The organism is Gracilibacillus suaedae (genome assembly GCF_017599345.1).
In the GTDB taxonomy this organism is placed as follows: Bacteria; Bacillota; Bacilli; order Bacillales; family Amphibacillaceae; genus Gracilibacillus; species Gracilibacillus suaedae.
Map to the genome: position 1 here is coordinate 29080 of NZ_JAGFVL010000055.1, position 19467 is coordinate 48546.

Genomic DNA, 19467 nt, shown 5'->3' on the forward strand with positions numbered 1-19467 from the left:
ATGTTCTATATTCTAGTATAGAGGTAGTGTAGGGAAGGAGTATCGAGAAAGTAATGAGCAATAATACAACGTATAGTGATGATTCGATTCAAGTTTTAGAAGGGCTAGAGGCTGTAAGAAAAAGACCAGGGATGTATATTGGCAGTACTGATGCCAGAGGTTTGCATCATCTTGTCTTTGAAATAGTAGATAATTCAGTTGACGAGGCATTATCCGGTTATGGTGAACACATTAAGGTCACGATTCATTCGGATCAAAGTATTACAGTATCTGATAACGGTCGTGGTATGCCAACAGGTATGCATCAAACAGGTAGACCGACTCCGGAAGTAATATTAACTGTATTACATGCAGGGGGGAAATTTGGTCAAGGAGGTTATAAAACAAGTGGTGGTTTACATGGTGTAGGTGCATCAGTTGTAAATGCTCTATCAGAATGGTTAGAAGTTACCATTGAAAGAGACGGCGCCGTTTTTTATCAACGATTTGAGAATGGTGGTAAGCCGGTTACAACACTAGAAAAAAAAGGCAAAACGAAAAAAACAGGAACTACAATCACATTTAAACCAGATCGCTCGATTTTTTCTACGGATATGTTTCAGTTTGATATATTGGCAGAGAGATTAAGAGAAGCAGCTTTCTTATTAAAAGGAATTACCATCGATCTAATTGATGAAAGAAATGAGGGTGTAGCGGAGTCTTTCCATTACCCAGACGGTTTAAAAGAGTTTGTCTCTTATTTAAACGAGGAAAAGGATGCACTCCATGAGGTAGTTGCTTTTGAAGGTGAGCAGCAAGGAATGGAGTTGGATTTTGCTTTTCAGTTCAACGATGGATTTGCTGAGAATATTTTGTCTTTTGTTAACAATGTTCGCACGAAAGACGGTGGAACTCACGAATCTGGCGCGAAAACCGCCATTACAAGAGTTGTGAACGATTATGCAAGAAAAGTGAATCTGTTAAAAGAAAAAGACAAAAACCTTGAGGGTAATGATATCCGCGAAGGTTTTACTGCGGTTATTTCCGTGAAAATTCCAGAAGAGAAGCTGCAATTTGAAGGACAGACAAAAGGAAAGCTAGGTACAGCTGAAGCTCGGTCTGCTGTTGATACGGTTGTAGCTGAGCATTTGCTTTATTTCCTGGAGGAAAATCCAGACATTGCTTCGATGCTGATTAAAAAGGCAATTCGTGCTAAAGATGCTCGTCTAGCTGCACGAAAAGCAAGGGAAGAAGCAAGAAGTGGTAAGAAAAAACGCCGTAAAGATGCCTTGTTAAGTGGTAAGTTAACACCAGCACAGTCTCGTAATCCAGACAAGAACGAACTTTATCTTGTCGAGGGTGATTCAGCTGGTGGCTCGGCAAAACAAGGAAGAGATCGAAAGTTCCAAGCTGTATTACCTTTAAGAGGTAAAGTGGTCAATACGGAAAAGGCAAAACTAGTAGATATTCTGAAAAACGAAGAGATTTCTACGATTATTCACACGATTGGTGCCGGTGTTGGCAGTGAGTTTTCTCTTGATGATGTCCAGTACGATAAAATCGTCATAATGACCGATGCTGATACAGATGGGGCTCATATCCAAATATTATTGCTTACCTTTTTTTATCGTTATATGAGACCATTAATTGAAGCTGGAAAAGTATTCATTGCTTTACCACCTTTATATCAAGTATCTAAGGGAAAAGGAGCCAAAGCACAGATAGAATATTGCTGGACCGAAGAAGAACTAACAGAGGTAACTAAAAATTTTAAAAATGGTTATCATCTGCAGCGTTATAAAGGTTTGGGAGAAATGAATGCTGACCAGTTATGGGAAACGACGATGAACCCTGAAACTCGTACGTTAATTCGTGTAACCATTGATGATTTAGCTAGAGCGGAACGAAGAGTAACCACATTGATGGGGGATAAAGTTGAACCGCGTCGTAAATGGATAGAATCCCATGTCCAGTTCAGCTTAGAAGAAGATGAAAATATTATTGATAATGAGAATATTCAAATGTAAGGCTTTTTTACGGTGCTAACCGTCCATAAAACCCTACTTGAAGATTCAAGTAAATCCAAATTAGCTAAGAGGGGTTAACGGTCGATACTAACACCCTGATTAATTTTGCTAATCAACAGTGGTAAAACCACCCATTGTTGGAAGTCTTACTTTATAGGAGGAATTTCGTTGGCAGTAGAAGAAAAGTATTTAGATCTCCCTCTAGAAGATGTAATGGGAGATCGTTTTGGACGTTACAGTAAGTACATTATCCAAGATCGTGCACTACCTGATGCACGTGATGGATTAAAGCCAGTACAACGCAGAATTCTGTTTGCAATGCACGAAGAAAAGAACACACATGATAAACCATTTCGAAAATCAGCCAAAACAGTAGGTACCGTAATCGGTAATTATCACCCGCATGGTGATTCATCCGTATATGAAGCCATGGTACGATTAAGTCAAACATGGAAACTTCGTAATGTGTTAGTGGAAATGCATGGTAACAATGGTAGTGTTGATGGTGACCCACCTGCAGCGATGCGTTATACCGAAGCGAGATTATCCGCTATCGCATCAGAATTGATTCGTGATATTGATAAAGGAACGGTTGATTATATTCCGAACTTCGACGATACCATTGATGAACCAGTTGTACTACCAGCAAGAATACCTAATTTATTAGTGAATGGATCAACTGGTATTTCTGCTGGTTATGCGACTGAAATACCACCTCATAATTTAGGTGAAGTCATCGATGCCATTATTAAACGTCTGGATAAACCTTCTGTAACGGTAGAAGAATTACTGGAGATTGTCAAAGGTCCAGATTTTCCTACTGGTGGAATTATCCAAGGTTATGATGGATTAAAGAAAGCTTATCAGACAGGAAAAGGAAAAGTTGTCGTACGTGGAAAGGCAAATATAGAATCGGTGAAAGGAAATCGTGAACAAATCGTCATTGACGAAATTCCATATGAAGTAAATAAGGCTGTCCTAGTTAAACGAATGGATGAGCTACGAATTGATCGCAAAGTTGAAGGAATTGCAGAAGTTCGTGATGAAACGGACCGAACTGGTTTACGAATCGTTGTTGAGCTAAAAAGAAACGCGGACAGTCAAGGTGTACTTAATTATTTATATAAAAATACCGATTTACAAATTACCTATCACTTTAATATGGTGGCAATCAAGGATAAAACACCGCAATTATTAAATTTATTACAAATGATTGATGCTTACATCGAGCATCAAAAAGAAGTGGTTACTAGACAAACAAAATTTGATTTAAACAAAGCGGAAAAAAGGGCACATATTGTTGAAGGTCTAATCAAAGCTGTTTCCATTTTAGATGAATTAATTCAAACGATACGTTCATCTAAGGATAAGCAAGACGCCAAGAAACGGATTATGGAAGCATATGGTTTTACGGAACCGCAAGCAGAAGCAATTGTAACATTGCAGTTATACCGATTAACCAATACAGATATAACCGCTTTAGAAAAAGAAGCAGATGAGCTTCAAAAAGCGATCGCTGAATATCAGGCGATTCTTGCAGATGAAAAAAAATTGCTATCTGTTATCAAAAAAGACTTGAGAAGTATGAAAAAGCAATATGCAGATGCCCGTCGTACCAAAATCGAAGAAAAGATTGAGGAATTAAAGATTAATGTAGAGGTAACAGTAGCTAGTGAAGATGTAGTTACGACTGTTACGGAACAGGGCTATGTAAAGCGAACTAGTATCAGGTCCTATACTGCTTCAAGCAATGAGGATTTTACGATCAAAGAGAATGACCATTTAATCTCTTTATTAGAACTTAATACAACCGATCATTTGTTGTTGTTTACCAACAAAGGTCGCTATGTGCCGATACCAGTTCACCAGTTACCTGATATTCGCTGGAAAGAATTGGGGCAGCATTTGTCTAATATAGCTTCTATTGATAAAGAAGAGACAATTGTAAAAGCTATACCAATTCGGGAGTTCTCAAAAGATAAATATCTTATTTTCTTTACGAAAAACGGTATGGTAAAGAAAAGTACGTTAGATTTATACTATTCCCAGCGTTATTCCCGTCCTCTGATTGCTTTGAACTTAAAGAAAGATGACGAGTTAGTCAATGTGTATGAAACAGACGGCAACCAAGACATATTTGTAGCTACAAATAAAGGTTACGGACTTTGGTATCATGAATCAGAAGTGTCAGTGATTGGACAACGTGCGGCAGGTGTGAAAGCAATCCAATTAAAAGCAGATGAATTTGTTGTTAATGCGGTTCTATTGGATGAACTGCAAGAAAATAGACATTTGTTTGTAGCTACCCAACGTGGTGCATGTAAACGAATGACGATTGATCGCTTTGAGAAATCTTCCCGTGCTAAAAAAGGATTGGTTATGCTGAGGGAATTAAAGTCAAAACCGCACCGCATTGTTGGATTTGATATAGTTGATAGTGAGGATGTTATCACATTAGTAACTACTAAAGATGAAATCCATGAAGTAAAACCGAGGGAGCTTCCAATAAGTGACCGCTACAGTAATGGTTCATACGTAATCGACACCGACCTTGCCGGTGAAGTAACAACCATCAAATCCAAAATGGAACTAACTAAAGCCTTTGAGGAAGAAAAAGAATAAAATACCCAGATACCCAGCATCTCGTTGGGTATCTTTTTTACATGAAACATGAATTAAAAACTGCGAATAATCCATAAACTACGCAGTAACGAGGACAAGGATTTCCTCTCTTCCATACTGCATTTTGATGAGTGCTGCCATACGCTTCGGCAGAATACTGCGCTTTCCGTGGGCACGGCCTCAGCTAACTTGGTAAAGAAAAGCACTTTACCAAGTGGATCTTCGGCTCTCGCTGTTCCCACAGGAGTCTCCGTATTCTGCCTAGAAATGAACTCATGGAACTAAACTTTCTGTTTTATTACAGTACTAATCGGCTGTGAATGCCCCTGTAGTGGAGAAATCAACTGGCTGATTTCGGATAAGTGTTGTGGAGCATATATTAACGAAGGCCGCCCACTTCAACTCCTGTGGGACCTGTTTGTCCTGAAGATCCACTTTTTCGAGCGGTTTGTGCTCGAAAAAGTTAGCTGAAGGGCAAACCCCACGGAAAGGGAAGTGGGCAGCCGGAGTGGTAGTTATCATCACGATATATTTCAAAATTATGTCTTAGGGTGACGGCACATCAAATTACCATATTACTTCGAACAAACAGAACTTTCATTACTTCGCAGTATATATCTATAATTCAGGTTCATCGTTGGAAATGGAAGAAAACTATTAGCCATAATTGTAAAAAATCAGTATAATGGGAAAATAGAATGATCAATCAAGGAGTTTAGATTATGTTGACAACAAGTAGCCAAAGAGTAGATAAGCAACAATTAGCGGACTTATATCATTTTTACGAACAAAATAAGGAACTAACACAACAAGAGCAAGTACTTGATTACTATGCTAAATTACAGCAACAAATGGTACATATTTGTTTTAGTGGGCATTTTTCAGCAGGAAAATCGACGTTAATTAACCATTTAATGAGCGAAGCATTATTACCTCAAAGTCCGATCCCAACCAGTGCTAATATCGTCGAGATAAAAAGGGGAGAAGCCGGAGTAATTGTTCATTTTGCTGATCAGCCTGCTATTAAAATGAAAGCTCTTCCGCCAATGGATCAACTGCATCAATTGTGTCGCGATAGTGATGAAGTGAAGAAGGTAGAGATATTTAAAAACATGGAGGCATTACCTCAAGGCGTAACATTTATGGATACTCCAGGTATTGATGCAGCCAATGATGCCGATCGCTTAATGACTGAATCCGCACTCCACCAAGTCGATGTGTTGTTTTATGTGATGGATTATAACCATGTTCAATCTGAGGTGAATGCACGTTTTTTGAAAAAAATAGATGAAATGAATAAGCCATACTACGTGATTATTAATCAGATGGATAAACATGATGAAGAGGAAATAACGTTCTCTGATTTCCAAACTAGTTTAGAGCAAGTTTTTCATCAATGGGCTATTACCCCTGAGCAAGTCTATTATACGTCCATGAATGGTACCGACAAGACAATCAATCAATTTAATGAATTAAGAGCAACGATCAATCGTTTAATAACGGCTAATCATCAGCAGATTTTACAGGACACTTTATGGCATGGTACAGCATATACGGTTTACCATAGTATCCAGGAAAGACAAAAGCAAATGGATGATAGACTCAGTGATTTAGAGGAAGAACTAAAAGTGATAGAACTGCCAGCATCGTCCTATCAAGAGGCTCAAGAGCGTTGCCAAGCCTTACAAGAAAAGAAACACAATTTAGAAAAAGATTATTTACATGAGGTTGAACAAACAACTAGAAATGCACAACTGATTCCATTCGAAATTCGTGAAAAAGCGGAGAATGTACTTCAATCCTTTGATCCCAAATTTAAGGTTGGACTTTTCCGCAATCGTAAAAAGATAGAAGCGGAACGTAATGACCGATTAGCTGCTTTTTATCAAGCGATAAAAGAGAAAGCAGAAGTAAGTCTAGAGTGGAAATTACGAGATAAAATGTCGGAATTTTTAAAACCTTATCTGTCTGTCCACTTTTCAGAGTCTATCTTTGAACAGCAATTCCAAGCAAATGAACTAGTAAATCTAATGAATGATGGTGCGACAGTTAATGGTGACTATATTCTTGTTTATACAGACCAGGTCGCAGCAGCGATAAAGAAAATGTATCGCCAGTTTTATAAAAACAAGTGGCATGAATTAAAAGAAGATATTCTTATGCCAATTGAAGCGCAATTAACCGAAAAGAAAACAGATTTAGAAACAATCGAAAAGTATCAAGCCATTCAGGCAGAAATAGATCACATGAAGCACAATTTTCATCTGTATAAAAATAACGCTGAATCTATTTTAAGAAAAGAGCTTACGTTTGGTGAAGAAGTAGTACATGAGTTGGAGAAGGAATCAGATGCCAGAATTATTGATAAGGTAATGGATATAGCAGAATTACCAGACAATAAAAAAACGGAAGCGAAAAAACAGCAACATTTACAGACTGATAACAATAAAGACACATCCTTGTTTTCTTTTAACGAAACGGTTAAAGATGTAGAAGAAGCAGACCAAATGTTTAAAGGAATTAACGGCTTGGATTCGATTCGTCAAGAAATACACAGTAAAAAAGATCGACTGCGTAACCGGTCGTTTACGATTGCACTATTTGGCGCATTTAGTGCCGGGAAATCTTCCTTTGCTAATGCATTAATCGGAGAGAAAGTGTTGCCTGTATCACCAAATCCGACAACGGCAGCCATAAATAAGATTAGTCCGGTAAATGAAAATTATCAGCATAAAGATGTATATGTCGTGATGAAACAAGAAAAAGTGCTTTTAGCAGATATAGAGGAAATGGTCGAAGAGTCCTTTCCAAGTCTTTCTAAAGCTTATAAATGGATGCAAAAAACTCAATTGGACAAATTAGATATTGCTGATCAACATAAATCATTTCTAACCGCATTTTACAATGGTTTTAATGAGATGCACAATAAAATTGGCACCGAATATGTTATTGGTTTTGATGATTTTCAGTCATATATTCGTGAAGAAGAGATTGCATGTTTTGTAAAGGAAATGGAGCTTTTTTGTGACTGTCCGTTAACTGAAAAGCAAATTACGCTAGTTGATACACCAGGAGCTGATTCCGTTAATGCACGACATACAGATTTAGCATTTTCCTATATCAAAGATGCTGATGCAATTTTGTTCGTCACGTATTACAACCATCCCTTTTCCAAGCCTGATCAGCAATTTTTAGAACGACTCGGAAAGGTGAAGGATGCGTTTGAATTAGATAAAATGTTCTTTATTATTAATGCGATTGACTTGGCAAAAGATGAACAAGAAGCTCAACTAGTTGTGGATTATGTCCGTAATGAATTATCTCAATTTGATATTAAAGACCCGAGAATGTTTTCTGTCTCCAGTAAAAAGGCAATGGAAGAAAAAAGTGAAAAGACTGGATTACCACAATTTGAGCAATCGTTTTATCGCTTTGTGAAAGAAGAATTAACTCAGATGAGTATGCGTTCTATCTACACAGATCTATATAGAGCAAATGCGCTGGTAACGAACTGGCTGTCGATTATCAATGGAGATCAGGCGGAAAAAGAACATCTAGTAGAGCAAGGTAAAACCAATCAACTAGAAATAGAGAAGGAAATCAAACAACGAGATAATCGCTCCTATTTCGATCAAGTCAAGCAAAAATTAACCAAACAAACTTTCTATGCAAAACAGCGGTTTTCGATTCAATATGCCGATGTCTTCAAGGATTATGTTAACCCAGGTGCTATTCAATCGAACGGTCGCAAGGGCAAGAAAGAAGTCGAAACAGCATTGTCTGCACTATCAAAAGCAGTAGACACACGCTTACAACATGAATATGAAGCTATCTCGATTCGTTTGGAGCAAAGTTTTAATCAAGCGTTACAGCAAATGCGCCAGGATATCCAAACGAAAGTAAAACAAGTGGACCCACAATTTTCGTTATCGGAGCTAGAGGATATCCGTTTACCACAGCCAGATTTACAGTTGGAAGAAACAGAAGTAGATAAAGGTTTGTTATCCAAGTGGAGCAATACCTACAAAGACTCAAAAAGTTTTTTTGCTGAAAATGGAAGAAAGGATCTCGAGGTCTATACCGGTGAATATTTCGACAAGAGTTGGGCTGAAGCTGTAACTAAAATGGAACAAGACTTGGTTACCTTTTACCAAAAACAATGGGAGCACTATGATCAAGAGATCTGGAATCACTATCAAGAAGAAACACAAGCGTATTATCATCAAATAATAGCAGGTATCGAAGATCAAGAAGAAAATAAAGAGCAGTTGCTAGCCATTAAAGAACATTTAGATCAAGTTCTAGATGATACATTACCCGTTAGTTAGTGTCAGTCATAAAAAATGAAGGACAAACCATGAGTAAAACAACCATTTGTCCTTCATTTTCATTACCTCTTAAATTTTAAATTCATCAAATCCACGTGCGATCGTCTTGGAAACGTGACTATCGGAACCAGGTTTACATTGAATACCTTTTTGTATCGCTTTTTTGATAATTGGAAGTGGTGGATATAGTTCAAGACATTCTTCTTTATAAAGTCCTGCTGTGTTAACATCTAATTCTAATTGATGCTTCTGTATCAGATCAAGTAACCGTTCGATTGTCACATGATACCTTTGATCGACAGCATATTTCCGTTGATATTTGTGAATTAAGGTTAAATGACCAATTCGATTTGGTTTATAAGCGCCAAGATCAGATATAATGGCTTTTTCTATTGTTCGGTAATATTTATCGTAGACTGCTTCCACACTGCCAAACTTCTGAATAATCTGAGCAAATTCTTCACTGCTAAAATCAATACATACATAGTTATAGTCAGATGTTTTGAGCATATGTACAGACAAAATGGCATCATCGATATAATGACCATATTGATTCAGAAATGAAGTAGTGGCATCTTCGTAGCCTTCAATATAATCGACCTCAAAGCCTAAATTTATTTTTATTTGTGATTTATATTGCTTTTTGGCCTTTTCAATGTTTTCAATATAAGCATCAAGGTCTTCCCATGACATCGCACTGTCTTGATCTGGAGTAGGATCTTGAAAATCTATCGGCAATGGCGCATGCTCGGTAAAGCTTAACTCTTTCATGTCCTTCTTAATGGCTTCTTCGATATACATCTCGATACTATCATTGGAGCCATGTGGGCAGAAAGGGGTATGCACATGATAATCTCCTTTCATATTCATATAAGGCACCTCCTTATGATTCTAATCAAGGTGCTAATCGTCTGGAAGCCCCCGATACAGGTTCAACTAACACAAGGAAGCTTAGTTGGGAGATTACAGACGCTAACATCCTAATGAGTCTCATTTTATTGTATACAGATTTAACTAAAATGAAAAGTGATGATTGACAGAATTAAAAAAAGTATGCTAATGTATATTTAGAAATAGACGCTTTATCACGGTAGAGTGGTAAATTAATAAAGTGCGGATAGGATGTGAACGATATGTTTTTACCAGCAGGAAGTCAAGATGAAACAGGTGTACAAATCTCTAACAGACTTCGAGCGTCAGAGATTTTTAGACAAGTAACAAAAAAGCGTAATTTCCAACAAATCTCTACTCCGGTAGTGGAATATGCTCAAACATTTACCAATGAGGTAGCAGGTATGGACTTACATTCGATGCTGAAATGGTTTAATGGTGAAGGAGAAATTGAAGTACTAAGACCAGACTGGACAGCAGCAATTGCTCGCGCGATTGCAGGGCAGCACCCATCTAAGCAAAAGTGGTCCTATCAGGGAAGTGTGTTTCGCTTTGACAAAGAAGATACTGAGAGCAGGCAGGCCGGTATTGAAATCGTTCATGCCGATCGTTTTTTCGGGGAGGCAGAGAGTCTGCTAACCGCTGTAGCTTATTTAAAACATTTAAATATTGAGGATTATGTCATAGAACTTGGTCATACAGGAATTTTTGATGCATTAATTGCACCTTTCACCTTTAGTAAACAGGAAGAAGCGGAATTATTGAAAGCTATGCATGATAAAAGGTCTGATCTTGTCGAGGAAATAGTTGTGACAGCAGGAAATGCAGAGCTGGCGAAGCCTTTAATGGCACTAATTGATGCATATGGTTCGCGCGATATCATGGAGCAATATCGCAATCGTTGGTCGGATCGTGATGACTTAACGGAAATATTAACACATATTGACAAACTGATTGATTTACTCGAAGCTTCTGGTGTAACAGAAGTTATCGTAGATCTAGGGCGTGTTAAGAACCTGCCGTATTATGATGGCATCATGTTTAGAGGTTTTTTGACAATTGATGGATCGACTTGCTTTTCTGGTGGCAGATATGATCGTCTTTACAAGCAATTTGAATTAATAACCTCTGCAGTAGGTCTTGCATTTGACGTCGATGTGTTAGCCACACAAATGGAACCTGAAAAAGAACCAGAAAAAATATGTATCATTGCTTCACCCGAAACACATGCGATTGCTGAGGAGTTTCGCATAGAAATGGAAGAACAAGTAGTCGATATCCAATACGAATTAAAGAATCAAACAAGCTATCATACCATTTATCAAGTGGTAGTGGAGAACAGTCAGTATAAGGTGGTTGAAAAATGAAACCTGTAATTGCACTAACAAAAGGGAGACTGGAAAAACAATTTTTGGAATTCTTTGAAGGTTTAGGTTATGAAGTGGAACCTTTATTGGAAAAAGGCAGAAAGCTGCAAATTGAAACAAAGGAATTTTCCTTCTTTTTTGCCAAAGGGGTAGACGTAACTACTTATGTAGAAAACGGTATAGCTGATATCGGTGTTGTCGGTGGGGACATTTTAATTGAACACCAGCCTGATGTTTTTAATTTATTTCCATTACCATTTGGTCATTGCCGAATGGCGCTGGCAACGAAAAGAGATTACCAATGGCCAGAACGAAAGAAACGGATTGCCAGTACATTCACGAATATTACAAAATCATATTTTAAGGGAAAAGGGGAATCTGTAGACATCATCAAGCTGGAAGGGTCTGTCGAATTGGCGCCAATATTGGGCCTTGCGGATGCAATTGTTGATATTGTCGAAACAGGTACGACGCTAAAAGAAAATGGTCTTGTAATAGAAGACGAATTTTTGTCGTTTAGTGCCAGGTTAATTGCCAACCGATCTTCATTGAAAATTAAACGTGATCAATTAGTTCCTGTTATTGAACGGTTTAGGGAAGGAGCGAGAAACGAATGATTCCTTTATTATCCGTCGAGAAATTTTTAGCTAAAGCAGCATCCGAACAAACCAATAGTCAAGAACAGCAAAAATTCTTACAAGCAGCAAGCAACATTATTGCAGATGTACAAAAGGACGGCGATCAAGCGGTAAGGTTCTATATTGAAAAATTCGATGGGCAAGCACCGGAAACATTTTTAGTACCAGAAGATGAGAGGAAAGCGGCATGGGATCAAGTAGATGACCAGGTAATTCGTGCATTACAACGTGCAGCTGATAACATTCGGGATTTTCACCGTAAACAATTAAATAATTCGCGAATGATGCAAGCTGATGGAGATATTATCTCAGGTCAACTTTACCGTCCGATCGATCGTGTAGGTGTTTATGTACCTGGTGGAACAGCAGTATATCCATCATCTGTACTAATGAATGCTATTCCAGCAGTCCTTGCCGGAGTTGGAGAAGTGAATATGGCAACACCTGTTAAAGGTGGTGAAGCATTGCCTCCGATTTTAGCTGTTGCAGCTGATATTGCTGGTGTTTCAAATATTTACCGAGTAGGTGGTGTGCAAGCTATTGCAGCCTTTGCTTACGGTACAGAATCGATACCAAAAGTCGATAAAATTGTTGGTCCAGGTAATGCTTATGTAGCTGCAGCCAAAAAGCTAGTTTACGGTGATGTTGGAATAGACATGATCGCTGGTCCAAGCGAGGTTGCGATTATCGCCGATAAATCTGCAAATCCTGTCTTTGTTGCTGCAGACCTGATCGCTCAAGCTGAACATGATACCATTGCTCGATCATTTCTAATCACTACATCTCCCTCACTAGTAGAAGAAGTTGATCGAGAATTAGCAAAACAATGTGAAGTGTTACCGCGTAAAGATATCGCCATTAAAGCTTTACAAGAAAAAGGAGCCAGTGTAGTAGTAGACACTTTAGCAGAGGCATTTGCTGTAGCAAACAGGATTGCACCAGAACATTTAGAAATTCAAACAGAAGATCCATTAAGCTATTTAAGCAAAGTAAAACATGCCGGCTCCGTATTTTTAGGTCATTACACGCCTGAAGCATTGGGTGATTATTTTGCCGGACCTAATCACGTATTACCGACTTCAGGTACAGCAAGGTTCTCATCTGGATTGTCCGTTGACGACTTTGTTAAAAAGACAACTTATCTTTACTATACAGAGGATGCATTGCGAGAAGCTGGAGATGATGTGGTGAAAATAGCGAATCAAGAGCAGTTAGAAGGACATGGGCTTGCGGTAACGAAACGTTTGGAGGAGAAATGATGAGAACAGCTAGTAAAAAAAGAGAAACATTAGAAACACAAATTGACGTGTCGGTGAATTTAGATGATCCAAGTGAAGTGACTATTGAAACAGGTGTTGGCTTTTTTGATCATATGTTAGAAGCTTTTGCTCGACACGGTCGAATCGGACTTATAGTGAAAGCAGATGGGGATTTGCATATTGACAGCCATCATACGGTAGAAGATGTCGGTATTGTAGTGGGTCAATTGATTAAGGAAGCACTTGGTGACAAGCAATCGATTAATCGTTTTGGAAGTGCCTATGTACCAATGGATGAATCATTAGGATTTGTTGCCTTGGACATTAGTGGTCGACCTTTCCTTGTATTTGACGCGGAGTTTTCTAATGAAAAGCTTGGAAATTTCGATACAGAATTAGTCCAGGAATTTTTACAGGCTTTCGCATTCCAATCTGCCATTACCTTGCACGCGAAAGTATTATATGGACATAACACACACCATAAAATTGAGGCGATTTTCAAAGCGTTAGGACGTGCATTGGGAGAAGCAATTCGAATTAATCCGGATATTAAAGGGGTTAATTCTACAAAGGGGTTAATCGAATGATTGCAATTGTAGATTATGGTATGGGCAATGTAGCAAGTGTCAGAACAGCTTTTCAACGTTTAGGATATGATGTGGAAATTACGGACTCTATTGAGCGGTTAAAAGTGGCAAGCCATATTATTTTACCTGGTGTTGGCTCATTTCAGGCAGCTGCTCGTGAGATTAATCAACGTCATTTGGCTGAACCATTGCGCAAGCTTGCAGAAGAAAAGCCCTTTTTAGGGATTTGTCTTGGTATGCAATTACTGTTCGATAAAGGCTATGAAAATGGTAGTTCAGATGGACTGGGACTGATACCAGGTGAGGTTAACAGAATGGAAACAGAATATATCCTGCCACACATTGGCTGGAACCAATTACAAATTGAAAATAATAATCAAGCTTTTGCACCATTCCAAGATAAGCATGTTTATTTTGTGCATTCCTTTCAAGCAAGAACAGAGCAACAATATCTTGTCGCAACAGCAGATTATGGTACAAAGGTTCCAGGCATTGTACAAAATGGTCATGTGTATGGTATGCAATTCCATCCGGAAAAAAGTGGGGAAGTTGGCGTGGATTTGTTAAAAGTATTTATGAAGGAGACCAATAGTGATAGGGGGCAACTAGCATGATTGCCAAACGGATTATTCCATGTTTAGATGTGAAAGAAGGAAAAGTTGTTAAGGGCACAAACTTTGTGGGATTAAGAGAATTAGGTGATCCTGTAGAGATGGCATCCAATTATTCGAAAGATGGAGCAGACGAAATCATCTTTTTGGATATCTCAGCGACAAATGAAGGACGACAAACAATGGTTGATATTGTGAGGCGAACTGCTGAACAAGTGTTTGTTCCTTTTACAGTTGGTGGTGGTGTTCGAACAATTGAAGATGTAAACTGTTTATTAAAAGCTGGTGCTGACAAAGTAGGAATGAACTCAGCTGCTGTTAACAACCCGCAACTAATTACAGAATCTTCTGCTCGTTTTGGTGCGCAATGCACGGTTGTAGCAATTGACGCAAAACGAGTTGGTGACAAATGGCACGTGATGACACATGGTGGTTCTAAGGACACCGGTATGGATGCTATTGAATGGGCAAAAGAAGCTGAAAGTAGAGGTGCGGGTGAAATTCTCTTGACAAGTGTTGATACGGATGGTGTCAAAGATGGGTATGATTTAGCTTTAACGGAAGCGGTAGTTTCAGCCGTACGTATTCCTGTAATTGCCTCAGGTGGAGTTGGCAAACCAGAGCATTTTCCTGAAGTTTTTAATCAAACAGATGTTTCCGCAGGTTTAGCTGCATCAATTTTCCATGAAAATACCTTTACAGTAAAACAAGTAAAAGAGGTCTGCACCGAACAAGGAGTGAATATTCGTGAAGCCTGATTTTTCCAAAGGACTTATACCAGCAATCGTAACAGATTATTATTCAAAAGACGTGTTAATGCTTGCCTATATGAATGAAGAAGCATATGAAAAAACGTTAGAAACGAAACAGACTTGGTTTTATTCGAGATCTCGTGATGAATTATGGAATAAAGGTGCGACGTCTGGAAATACACAAGAGGTACAGTCGATTGATTTAGATTGTGATCAGGATACATTGTTGATTCAAGTGATTCCGGCAGGTCCAGCATGCCATACCGGTGAAGTGTCTTGCTTTTTCAATCGAGTAGCTGAAAAAGAAACGAACTTTGATACTTCCATCATTGAAAATGTTGTGCAAGAAGTAGAACAGCGCAAAACAGAACGTATTGAGAATTCCTACACCAATTATTTATATGATAAAGGTGTCGATAAGATTGGTAAGAAGGTAATTGAAGAAGCAGGCGAAGTAGTAATCGCTGCGAAAAATAATGATAGTGAGGAACTAACAAACGAGGTTAGTGATTTGCTGTATCACACTTTTGTTATGATGGCGAATCAAGGTGTCACATTAGAAGATGTTAAACAGGAATTATCTAATCGTTTTGCTAAAAAAGGAAATAGTAAAGGTGATCGTGCTGCAATACAAAAATGGTAACATAAAAACTCCACTATGCATTGGTGGAGTTTTTTTAGGTTCAGTTAAGGTTTAATGTTAATATTAGTTGCGAATTAGAATTACCCATTAAAGAATTAAGGATTTATAGTTTTTATTAGACTAAGCAATTCGCTTATCACGGTACTAACCGTCTGTAAGTCCCGCATTGATCAAAGTGTCACTTTATTGAATAGCCTGAACTGTTATGGCCCAAAAATCAAAGTTCCCCAAACGTGGGATATAGGAGGGAAAAATAGTATCATAATTCCTAAATTACCATAAAAACCAATCTTTCCTACGATTTTAGTTACTGAACTCACTGTATTAAACCTTAGAAGTACCCAACCCATAAACCCAATAATGAAACCTAAAACACTAATACCATAAAAAACTATAAAACTTGACTCAAATACAGAAATATCAAATAAAGCACTGAATATACAAAGGATTAAAAGCATAAATCCTAACCAACTGCAAGTTTTTACAAATATCTTCTCCAAAAACTCTCCTCCTTTTTATTAAATTTGAACAATTGTGTTCATCTTTAAAAAGTGTTCAGTCTGTTCCGTGGGCAAAATAAGAAACGGTATTTATATGGTAAAACTGCATAGTCAAAGCGTATCATAAATTTCCAATTTTTATCACTATAAGACAAGCCTCCACTGATCATCGTTTTACTTTATATCCTCCAAAACTGTGTGCCTCTTTAATCCTCACGTTTTTTATGCTATTATGGATAAAAATGGATGGTGGTGAAATGCTTGTTAGATAATCGCGAAAATGATTATAAGCTGATGCAGTATTTTGGATATATTGTTGTGATTATTATGATATTTACTGATCAAATAACTGCGAATTGGATTGGGGAAATAGGTTCTTTTTCTATTTTTTCATTGTTTGGCATTTTCTTCGGTGCGAGCTTAACTTTTATCTACCGATTTAAGGAGAAGAAACTTAATAATCATAACTAAACCTATAAAATAAGTAAGATACTTTAATGATAATCTGAAGGGGAAAGTAATGAATTATATTATTGCGGTTGCTACCATTTTGATTATTATTTTTAATGTAGTCGATAATAAAAGTCTGCTTAAAAAGCTATCAGTCTTGTAAATAATCGGAGTTGTATTATTGTAGCAGTTCATTATGTTATTACTCAGTAAAACTTCAGACAAGATAACAAACGGCATTCTAACAGAACAGCCTTATGAATCCTAGTAAGGCTGTTCTTCATTGTCCCAATGTTTTTCAATAAATTGATCTCTTCCTGATTTTTCTCGATCTTCCTGGTATTCTTCTTTATTTTTCTTATAAAAGTCTTGATGATATTCTTCTGCTGGATAAAACGTATCAGCAGGTAAGATTTTTGTAACGACCTTTTTTTGGAACCGGTTGGAATTTTCTAATTCTTTTAAAGAATCATTAGCTAATGCTTTTTGCTCGTCATTATGGAAAAAAATCGCTGTTCGGTATTGTGGCCCTCTGTCGTGAAATTGACCACCATCATCGGTAGGGTCGATTTGCGGCCAATATAAATCGAGAATTTGTTGATAAGATATTTTCTCAGGCTCATAGATGATTTGTACCGCTTCATAATGACCTGTCGTACCTGTTTTCACTTCTTCATAGGTTGGATGTTCTGTATTCCCTCCAGTGTAGCCTGAAATAACACTTTCGACACCGTCCCATTGATCAAAAGGCTTGACCATACACCAAAAACAACCTCCAGCAAATGTAGCTTTTTCTAATTTTTTCATCTTGAATGTTACTCCTTTGTGTTGCAAAATCCTCTTGTAGCATTTAATATACAAGTTATATGGAAAGAAGTAAATCAATTAAACTTAGAGGGTGAATAAATGACTGATAGATCTCACGTCCTTATTATAGATGGGATGGCATTATTGTTTAGAGGATTTTTTGCAACTGCATTTACCGGTAATTTTATGGTCAATAGTAAAGGCATTCCGCGAAATGGACTATTTGGTTTCTTGAATTATTTTACCAATGCGGTAGAGACTTTTCAGCCAACACATGTTGTTTGCTGTTGGGACATGGGAAGCCAAACGTTTCGTAATGAATTGTATACTGGATATAAATCAAACCGTGACGCACCTCCAGAAGAGCTTGTACCACAGTTTGACTTGGCAAAAGATATGGTGACAGCATTTCAAGTTCCAAACATTGGAGTTATGGGATTTGAAGCGGATGACTGTATTGGTACTCTTGCCAAACAACTGCACAATGAACACCAAGTGACAGTCGTTACTGGTGATCAAGACTTATTACAATTAGTAGATGACAATATTAATATTGCTATCATGAAAAAAGGGCAAGGTAATTATGATGTTTTTAATAACGATAACTTCTATGAGAAGAAAGGATTAACTCCTAAACAAATAATCGATTTAAAAGGATTGATGGGAGATTCATCGGATAATTATCCAGGTGTAAAAGGTGTAGGGGAAAAGACAGCTTTAAAATTATTAATGCAGTATGAAACGATAGAGAACTTATTAGCAGACAAAGAGAATTTAACTAAAGGCATGCAGAAAAAGTTGGATCAATATGCAGAGGATCTAGCAATATCTCGAAAATTGGCGGCTATTCACACGGAGGTACCGCTGACATTTTCTATAGAAGCAGCATTATGGAGCGATGATTTAACCAATATTCGCACTTATCTAATCGATGAGTTAGAATTCCAGAACCCTGGACGTTGGTTGGATAAATTATGGGAAAAAGCTACAGGATAAACCTCAATCATTTACAGTTAGCAGAGCTAGCCATGACGCTAGCTCTTTTCTGTATAAAAATTCCTTCATTGAAACCTCTGTAAAATCGAGAAGAATTCCTTTATAAATTCATAGAATACTTGTTCAGATGGTGCAAGTTTTCTGTTCTTAGGAATAATAATCCCCACTGTACGTTTTAATTCTGGATTTTGAATCGCAACTTTTGCACTGTAGTATGGATTCAAATCATTAAATGCACTTTCCGGTAATAAGGTAATCCCAATACCAGCTGCAACCAACCCCTTGATTGCATCTAAATCTTCTCCTTGAGATGATACATTAGGTGTAAAGCCTGCTTGTTTACATCCGTCAATAACGAGTTGATGTAGAACAAAACCTTCTGGGAATAATACAAATGATTCATCATGTAGATCACGTAAATTCACACTGCTCTGTTCGGCTAATGGGTGTGAATTTGGTACTAATGCATAAAAATTTTCTCTAAATAAGATATCCCCTAAAATATCCGGGTGCTCTGTCGGAACAGGACCTAAAAAAGCGACATCAATTTCCCGGTTTTCTACAGATTCGATTAAAAAATTATAAGAACCTTGTCGCAATTGAAACCCGATTTTAGGGTGTTTTTTCTTGAATTCCGAAACAACAGTAGGTAACAGGTTACTGGCTAGACTGGTCGGAAACCCAATTTTAATCGAGCCTCTTTCAGGATCGATATATTCATCGATTTGTTTCTTTGCATGATCAATTGCTTTTAATGCCGTTTTGGTATGAGTCAGAAATATTCTTCCTATATGTGTTAAACGCACATTCCTTCCTTCTCTTTCAAATAATTCGACACCAAGCTCTGCTTCTAAGTTAGCTATTTGTCTACTGATTGCAGACTGTGCTACATGTAATTCTGCTGCCGCATCTGAGACATGTTCACGCTCTGCAACCTCAACAAAATAGCGTAATTGGCGTAATTCCACTAGTTTCACCTCATAATGTATATCATAATTAGAACGATTTTA

16 protein-coding genes are annotated in these 19467 nt (G+C 37.7%); 12 read left to right on the forward strand and 4 right to left on the reverse strand.

The window, feature by feature from the left end; genetic code table 11:
• The first annotated feature begins 53 nt into the window (after nt 1-53).
• The 3 genes from parE to J5J03_RS16050 all read left to right on the forward strand — a co-directional run bounded on the left by parE (nt 54) and on the right by J5J03_RS16050 (nt 8956).
• Nucleotides 54-2006, forward strand: coding sequence for a DNA topoisomerase IV subunit B (gene parE, locus J5J03_RS16040; RefSeq protein ID WP_208590883.1), 1953 nt, complete (start codon nt 54-56; stop codon nt 2004-2006).
• 168 nt (nt 2007-2174) lie between these two features.
• Complete coding sequence (gene parC, locus J5J03_RS16045; protein ID WP_208590884.1) at nt 2175-4628, forward strand: DNA topoisomerase IV subunit A; 2454 nt, start codon at nt 2175-2177, stop codon at nt 4626-4628.
• Between the two features lie 722 nt (nt 4629-5350).
• On the forward strand, nt 5351-8956 hold the full coding sequence (locus tag J5J03_RS16050) for a dynamin family protein (protein WP_208590885.1): 3606 nt from the start codon (nt 5351-5353) through the stop codon (nt 8954-8956).
• Nucleotides 8957-9025: 69 nt separating this feature from the next.
• Here J5J03_RS16050 and hisJ read toward each other — a convergent pair whose 3' ends face one another.
• Nucleotides 9026-9826 (reverse strand): histidinol-phosphatase HisJ, encoded by an 801-nt coding sequence (hisJ, locus tag J5J03_RS16055; protein WP_208590886.1) that lies wholly within the window; start codon nt 9824-9826, stop codon nt 9026-9028.
• Between the two features lie 263 nt (nt 9827-10089).
• Between hisJ and J5J03_RS16060 the strand changes: the two genes are divergently transcribed.
• From J5J03_RS16060 to hisIE, 7 genes are read left to right on the forward strand one after another with little or no spacing between them, the layout of a single operon-like run.
• The gene (locus tag J5J03_RS16060; RefSeq protein ID WP_208590887.1) at nt 10090-11214 is read left to right on the forward strand and encodes an ATP phosphoribosyltransferase regulatory subunit; all 1125 of its coding nucleotides are present in this window, start codon (nt 10090-10092) and stop codon (nt 11212-11214) included.
• Nucleotides 11211-11831 (forward strand): ATP phosphoribosyltransferase, encoded by a 621-nt coding sequence (gene hisG / locus J5J03_RS16065; protein WP_208590889.1) that lies wholly within the window; start codon nt 11211-11213, stop codon nt 11829-11831. The genes J5J03_RS16060 and hisG overlap by 4 nt, the downstream gene beginning before the upstream one ends.
• Nucleotides 11828-13111 (forward strand): histidinol dehydrogenase, encoded by a 1284-nt coding sequence (gene hisD, locus J5J03_RS16070; protein ID WP_208590890.1) that lies wholly within the window; start codon nt 11828-11830, stop codon nt 13109-13111. Before hisG ends, hisD begins: the two co-directional genes overlap by 4 nt.
• Complete coding sequence (gene hisB / locus J5J03_RS16075; protein ID WP_208590891.1) at nt 13111-13698, forward strand: imidazoleglycerol-phosphate dehydratase HisB; 588 nt, start codon at nt 13111-13113, stop codon at nt 13696-13698. The genes hisD and hisB overlap by 1 nt, the downstream gene beginning before the upstream one ends.
• Nucleotides 13695-14312: an imidazole glycerol phosphate synthase subunit HisH gene (gene hisH / locus J5J03_RS16080; RefSeq protein ID WP_208590892.1), complete on the forward strand. Its 618-nt coding sequence runs from the start codon at nt 13695-13697 to the stop codon at nt 14310-14312. Before hisB ends, hisH begins: the two co-directional genes overlap by 4 nt.
• Entirely contained in the window at nt 14309-15067 is a 759-nt protein-coding gene (gene hisF / locus J5J03_RS16085; RefSeq protein WP_208590893.1) for an imidazole glycerol phosphate synthase subunit HisF, read from the forward strand. The genes hisH and hisF overlap by 4 nt, the downstream gene beginning before the upstream one ends.
• Nucleotides 15057-15704 carry a bifunctional phosphoribosyl-AMP cyclohydrolase/phosphoribosyl-ATP diphosphatase HisIE gene (gene hisIE, locus J5J03_RS16090; protein ID WP_208590894.1) on the forward strand — a complete coding sequence of 216 codons (648 nt, stop codon included), beginning with the start codon at nt 15057-15059 and terminating at the stop codon, nt 15702-15704. Before hisF ends, hisIE begins: the two co-directional genes overlap by 11 nt.
• A gap of 203 nt (nt 15705-15907) precedes the next feature.
• Here the strand turns inward: hisIE and J5J03_RS16095 are convergent, their stop codons facing one another.
• Entirely contained in the window at nt 15908-16204 is a 297-nt protein-coding gene (locus tag J5J03_RS16095) for a hypothetical protein (RefSeq protein ID WP_208590895.1), read from the reverse strand.
• Between the two features lie 261 nt (nt 16205-16465).
• Between J5J03_RS16095 and J5J03_RS16100 the strand changes: the two genes are divergently transcribed.
• A complete protein-coding gene (locus J5J03_RS16100) occupies nt 16466-16675 on the forward strand; it encodes a hypothetical protein (RefSeq protein WP_208590897.1) in 210 nt (69 codons plus the stop codon).
• A 243-nt stretch (nt 16676-16918) separates the two neighbouring features.
• On the opposite strand, the gene msrA is transcribed toward J5J03_RS16100, so the two are convergent.
• The gene (msrA, locus tag J5J03_RS16105) at nt 16919-17461 is read right to left on the reverse strand and encodes a peptide-methionine (S)-S-oxide reductase MsrA (protein WP_208590898.1); all 543 of its coding nucleotides are present in this window, start codon (nt 17459-17461) and stop codon (nt 16919-16921) included.
• A gap of 99 nt (nt 17462-17560) precedes the next feature.
• Here msrA and J5J03_RS16110 point away from each other — a divergent pair, with 99 nt between their 5' ends.
• Nucleotides 17561-18457, forward strand: a complete 897-nt coding sequence (locus J5J03_RS16110; protein WP_208590899.1) for a 5'-3' exonuclease — start codon at nt 17561-17563, stop codon at nt 18455-18457.
• A 65-nt stretch (nt 18458-18522) separates the two neighbouring features.
• Here the strand turns inward: J5J03_RS16110 and J5J03_RS16115 are convergent, their stop codons facing one another.
• Nucleotides 18523-19425, reverse strand: coding sequence for a LysR family transcriptional regulator (locus J5J03_RS16115; RefSeq protein WP_018933991.1), 903 nt, complete (start codon nt 19423-19425; stop codon nt 18523-18525).
• Nucleotides 19426-19467: the final 42 nt, after the last annotated feature.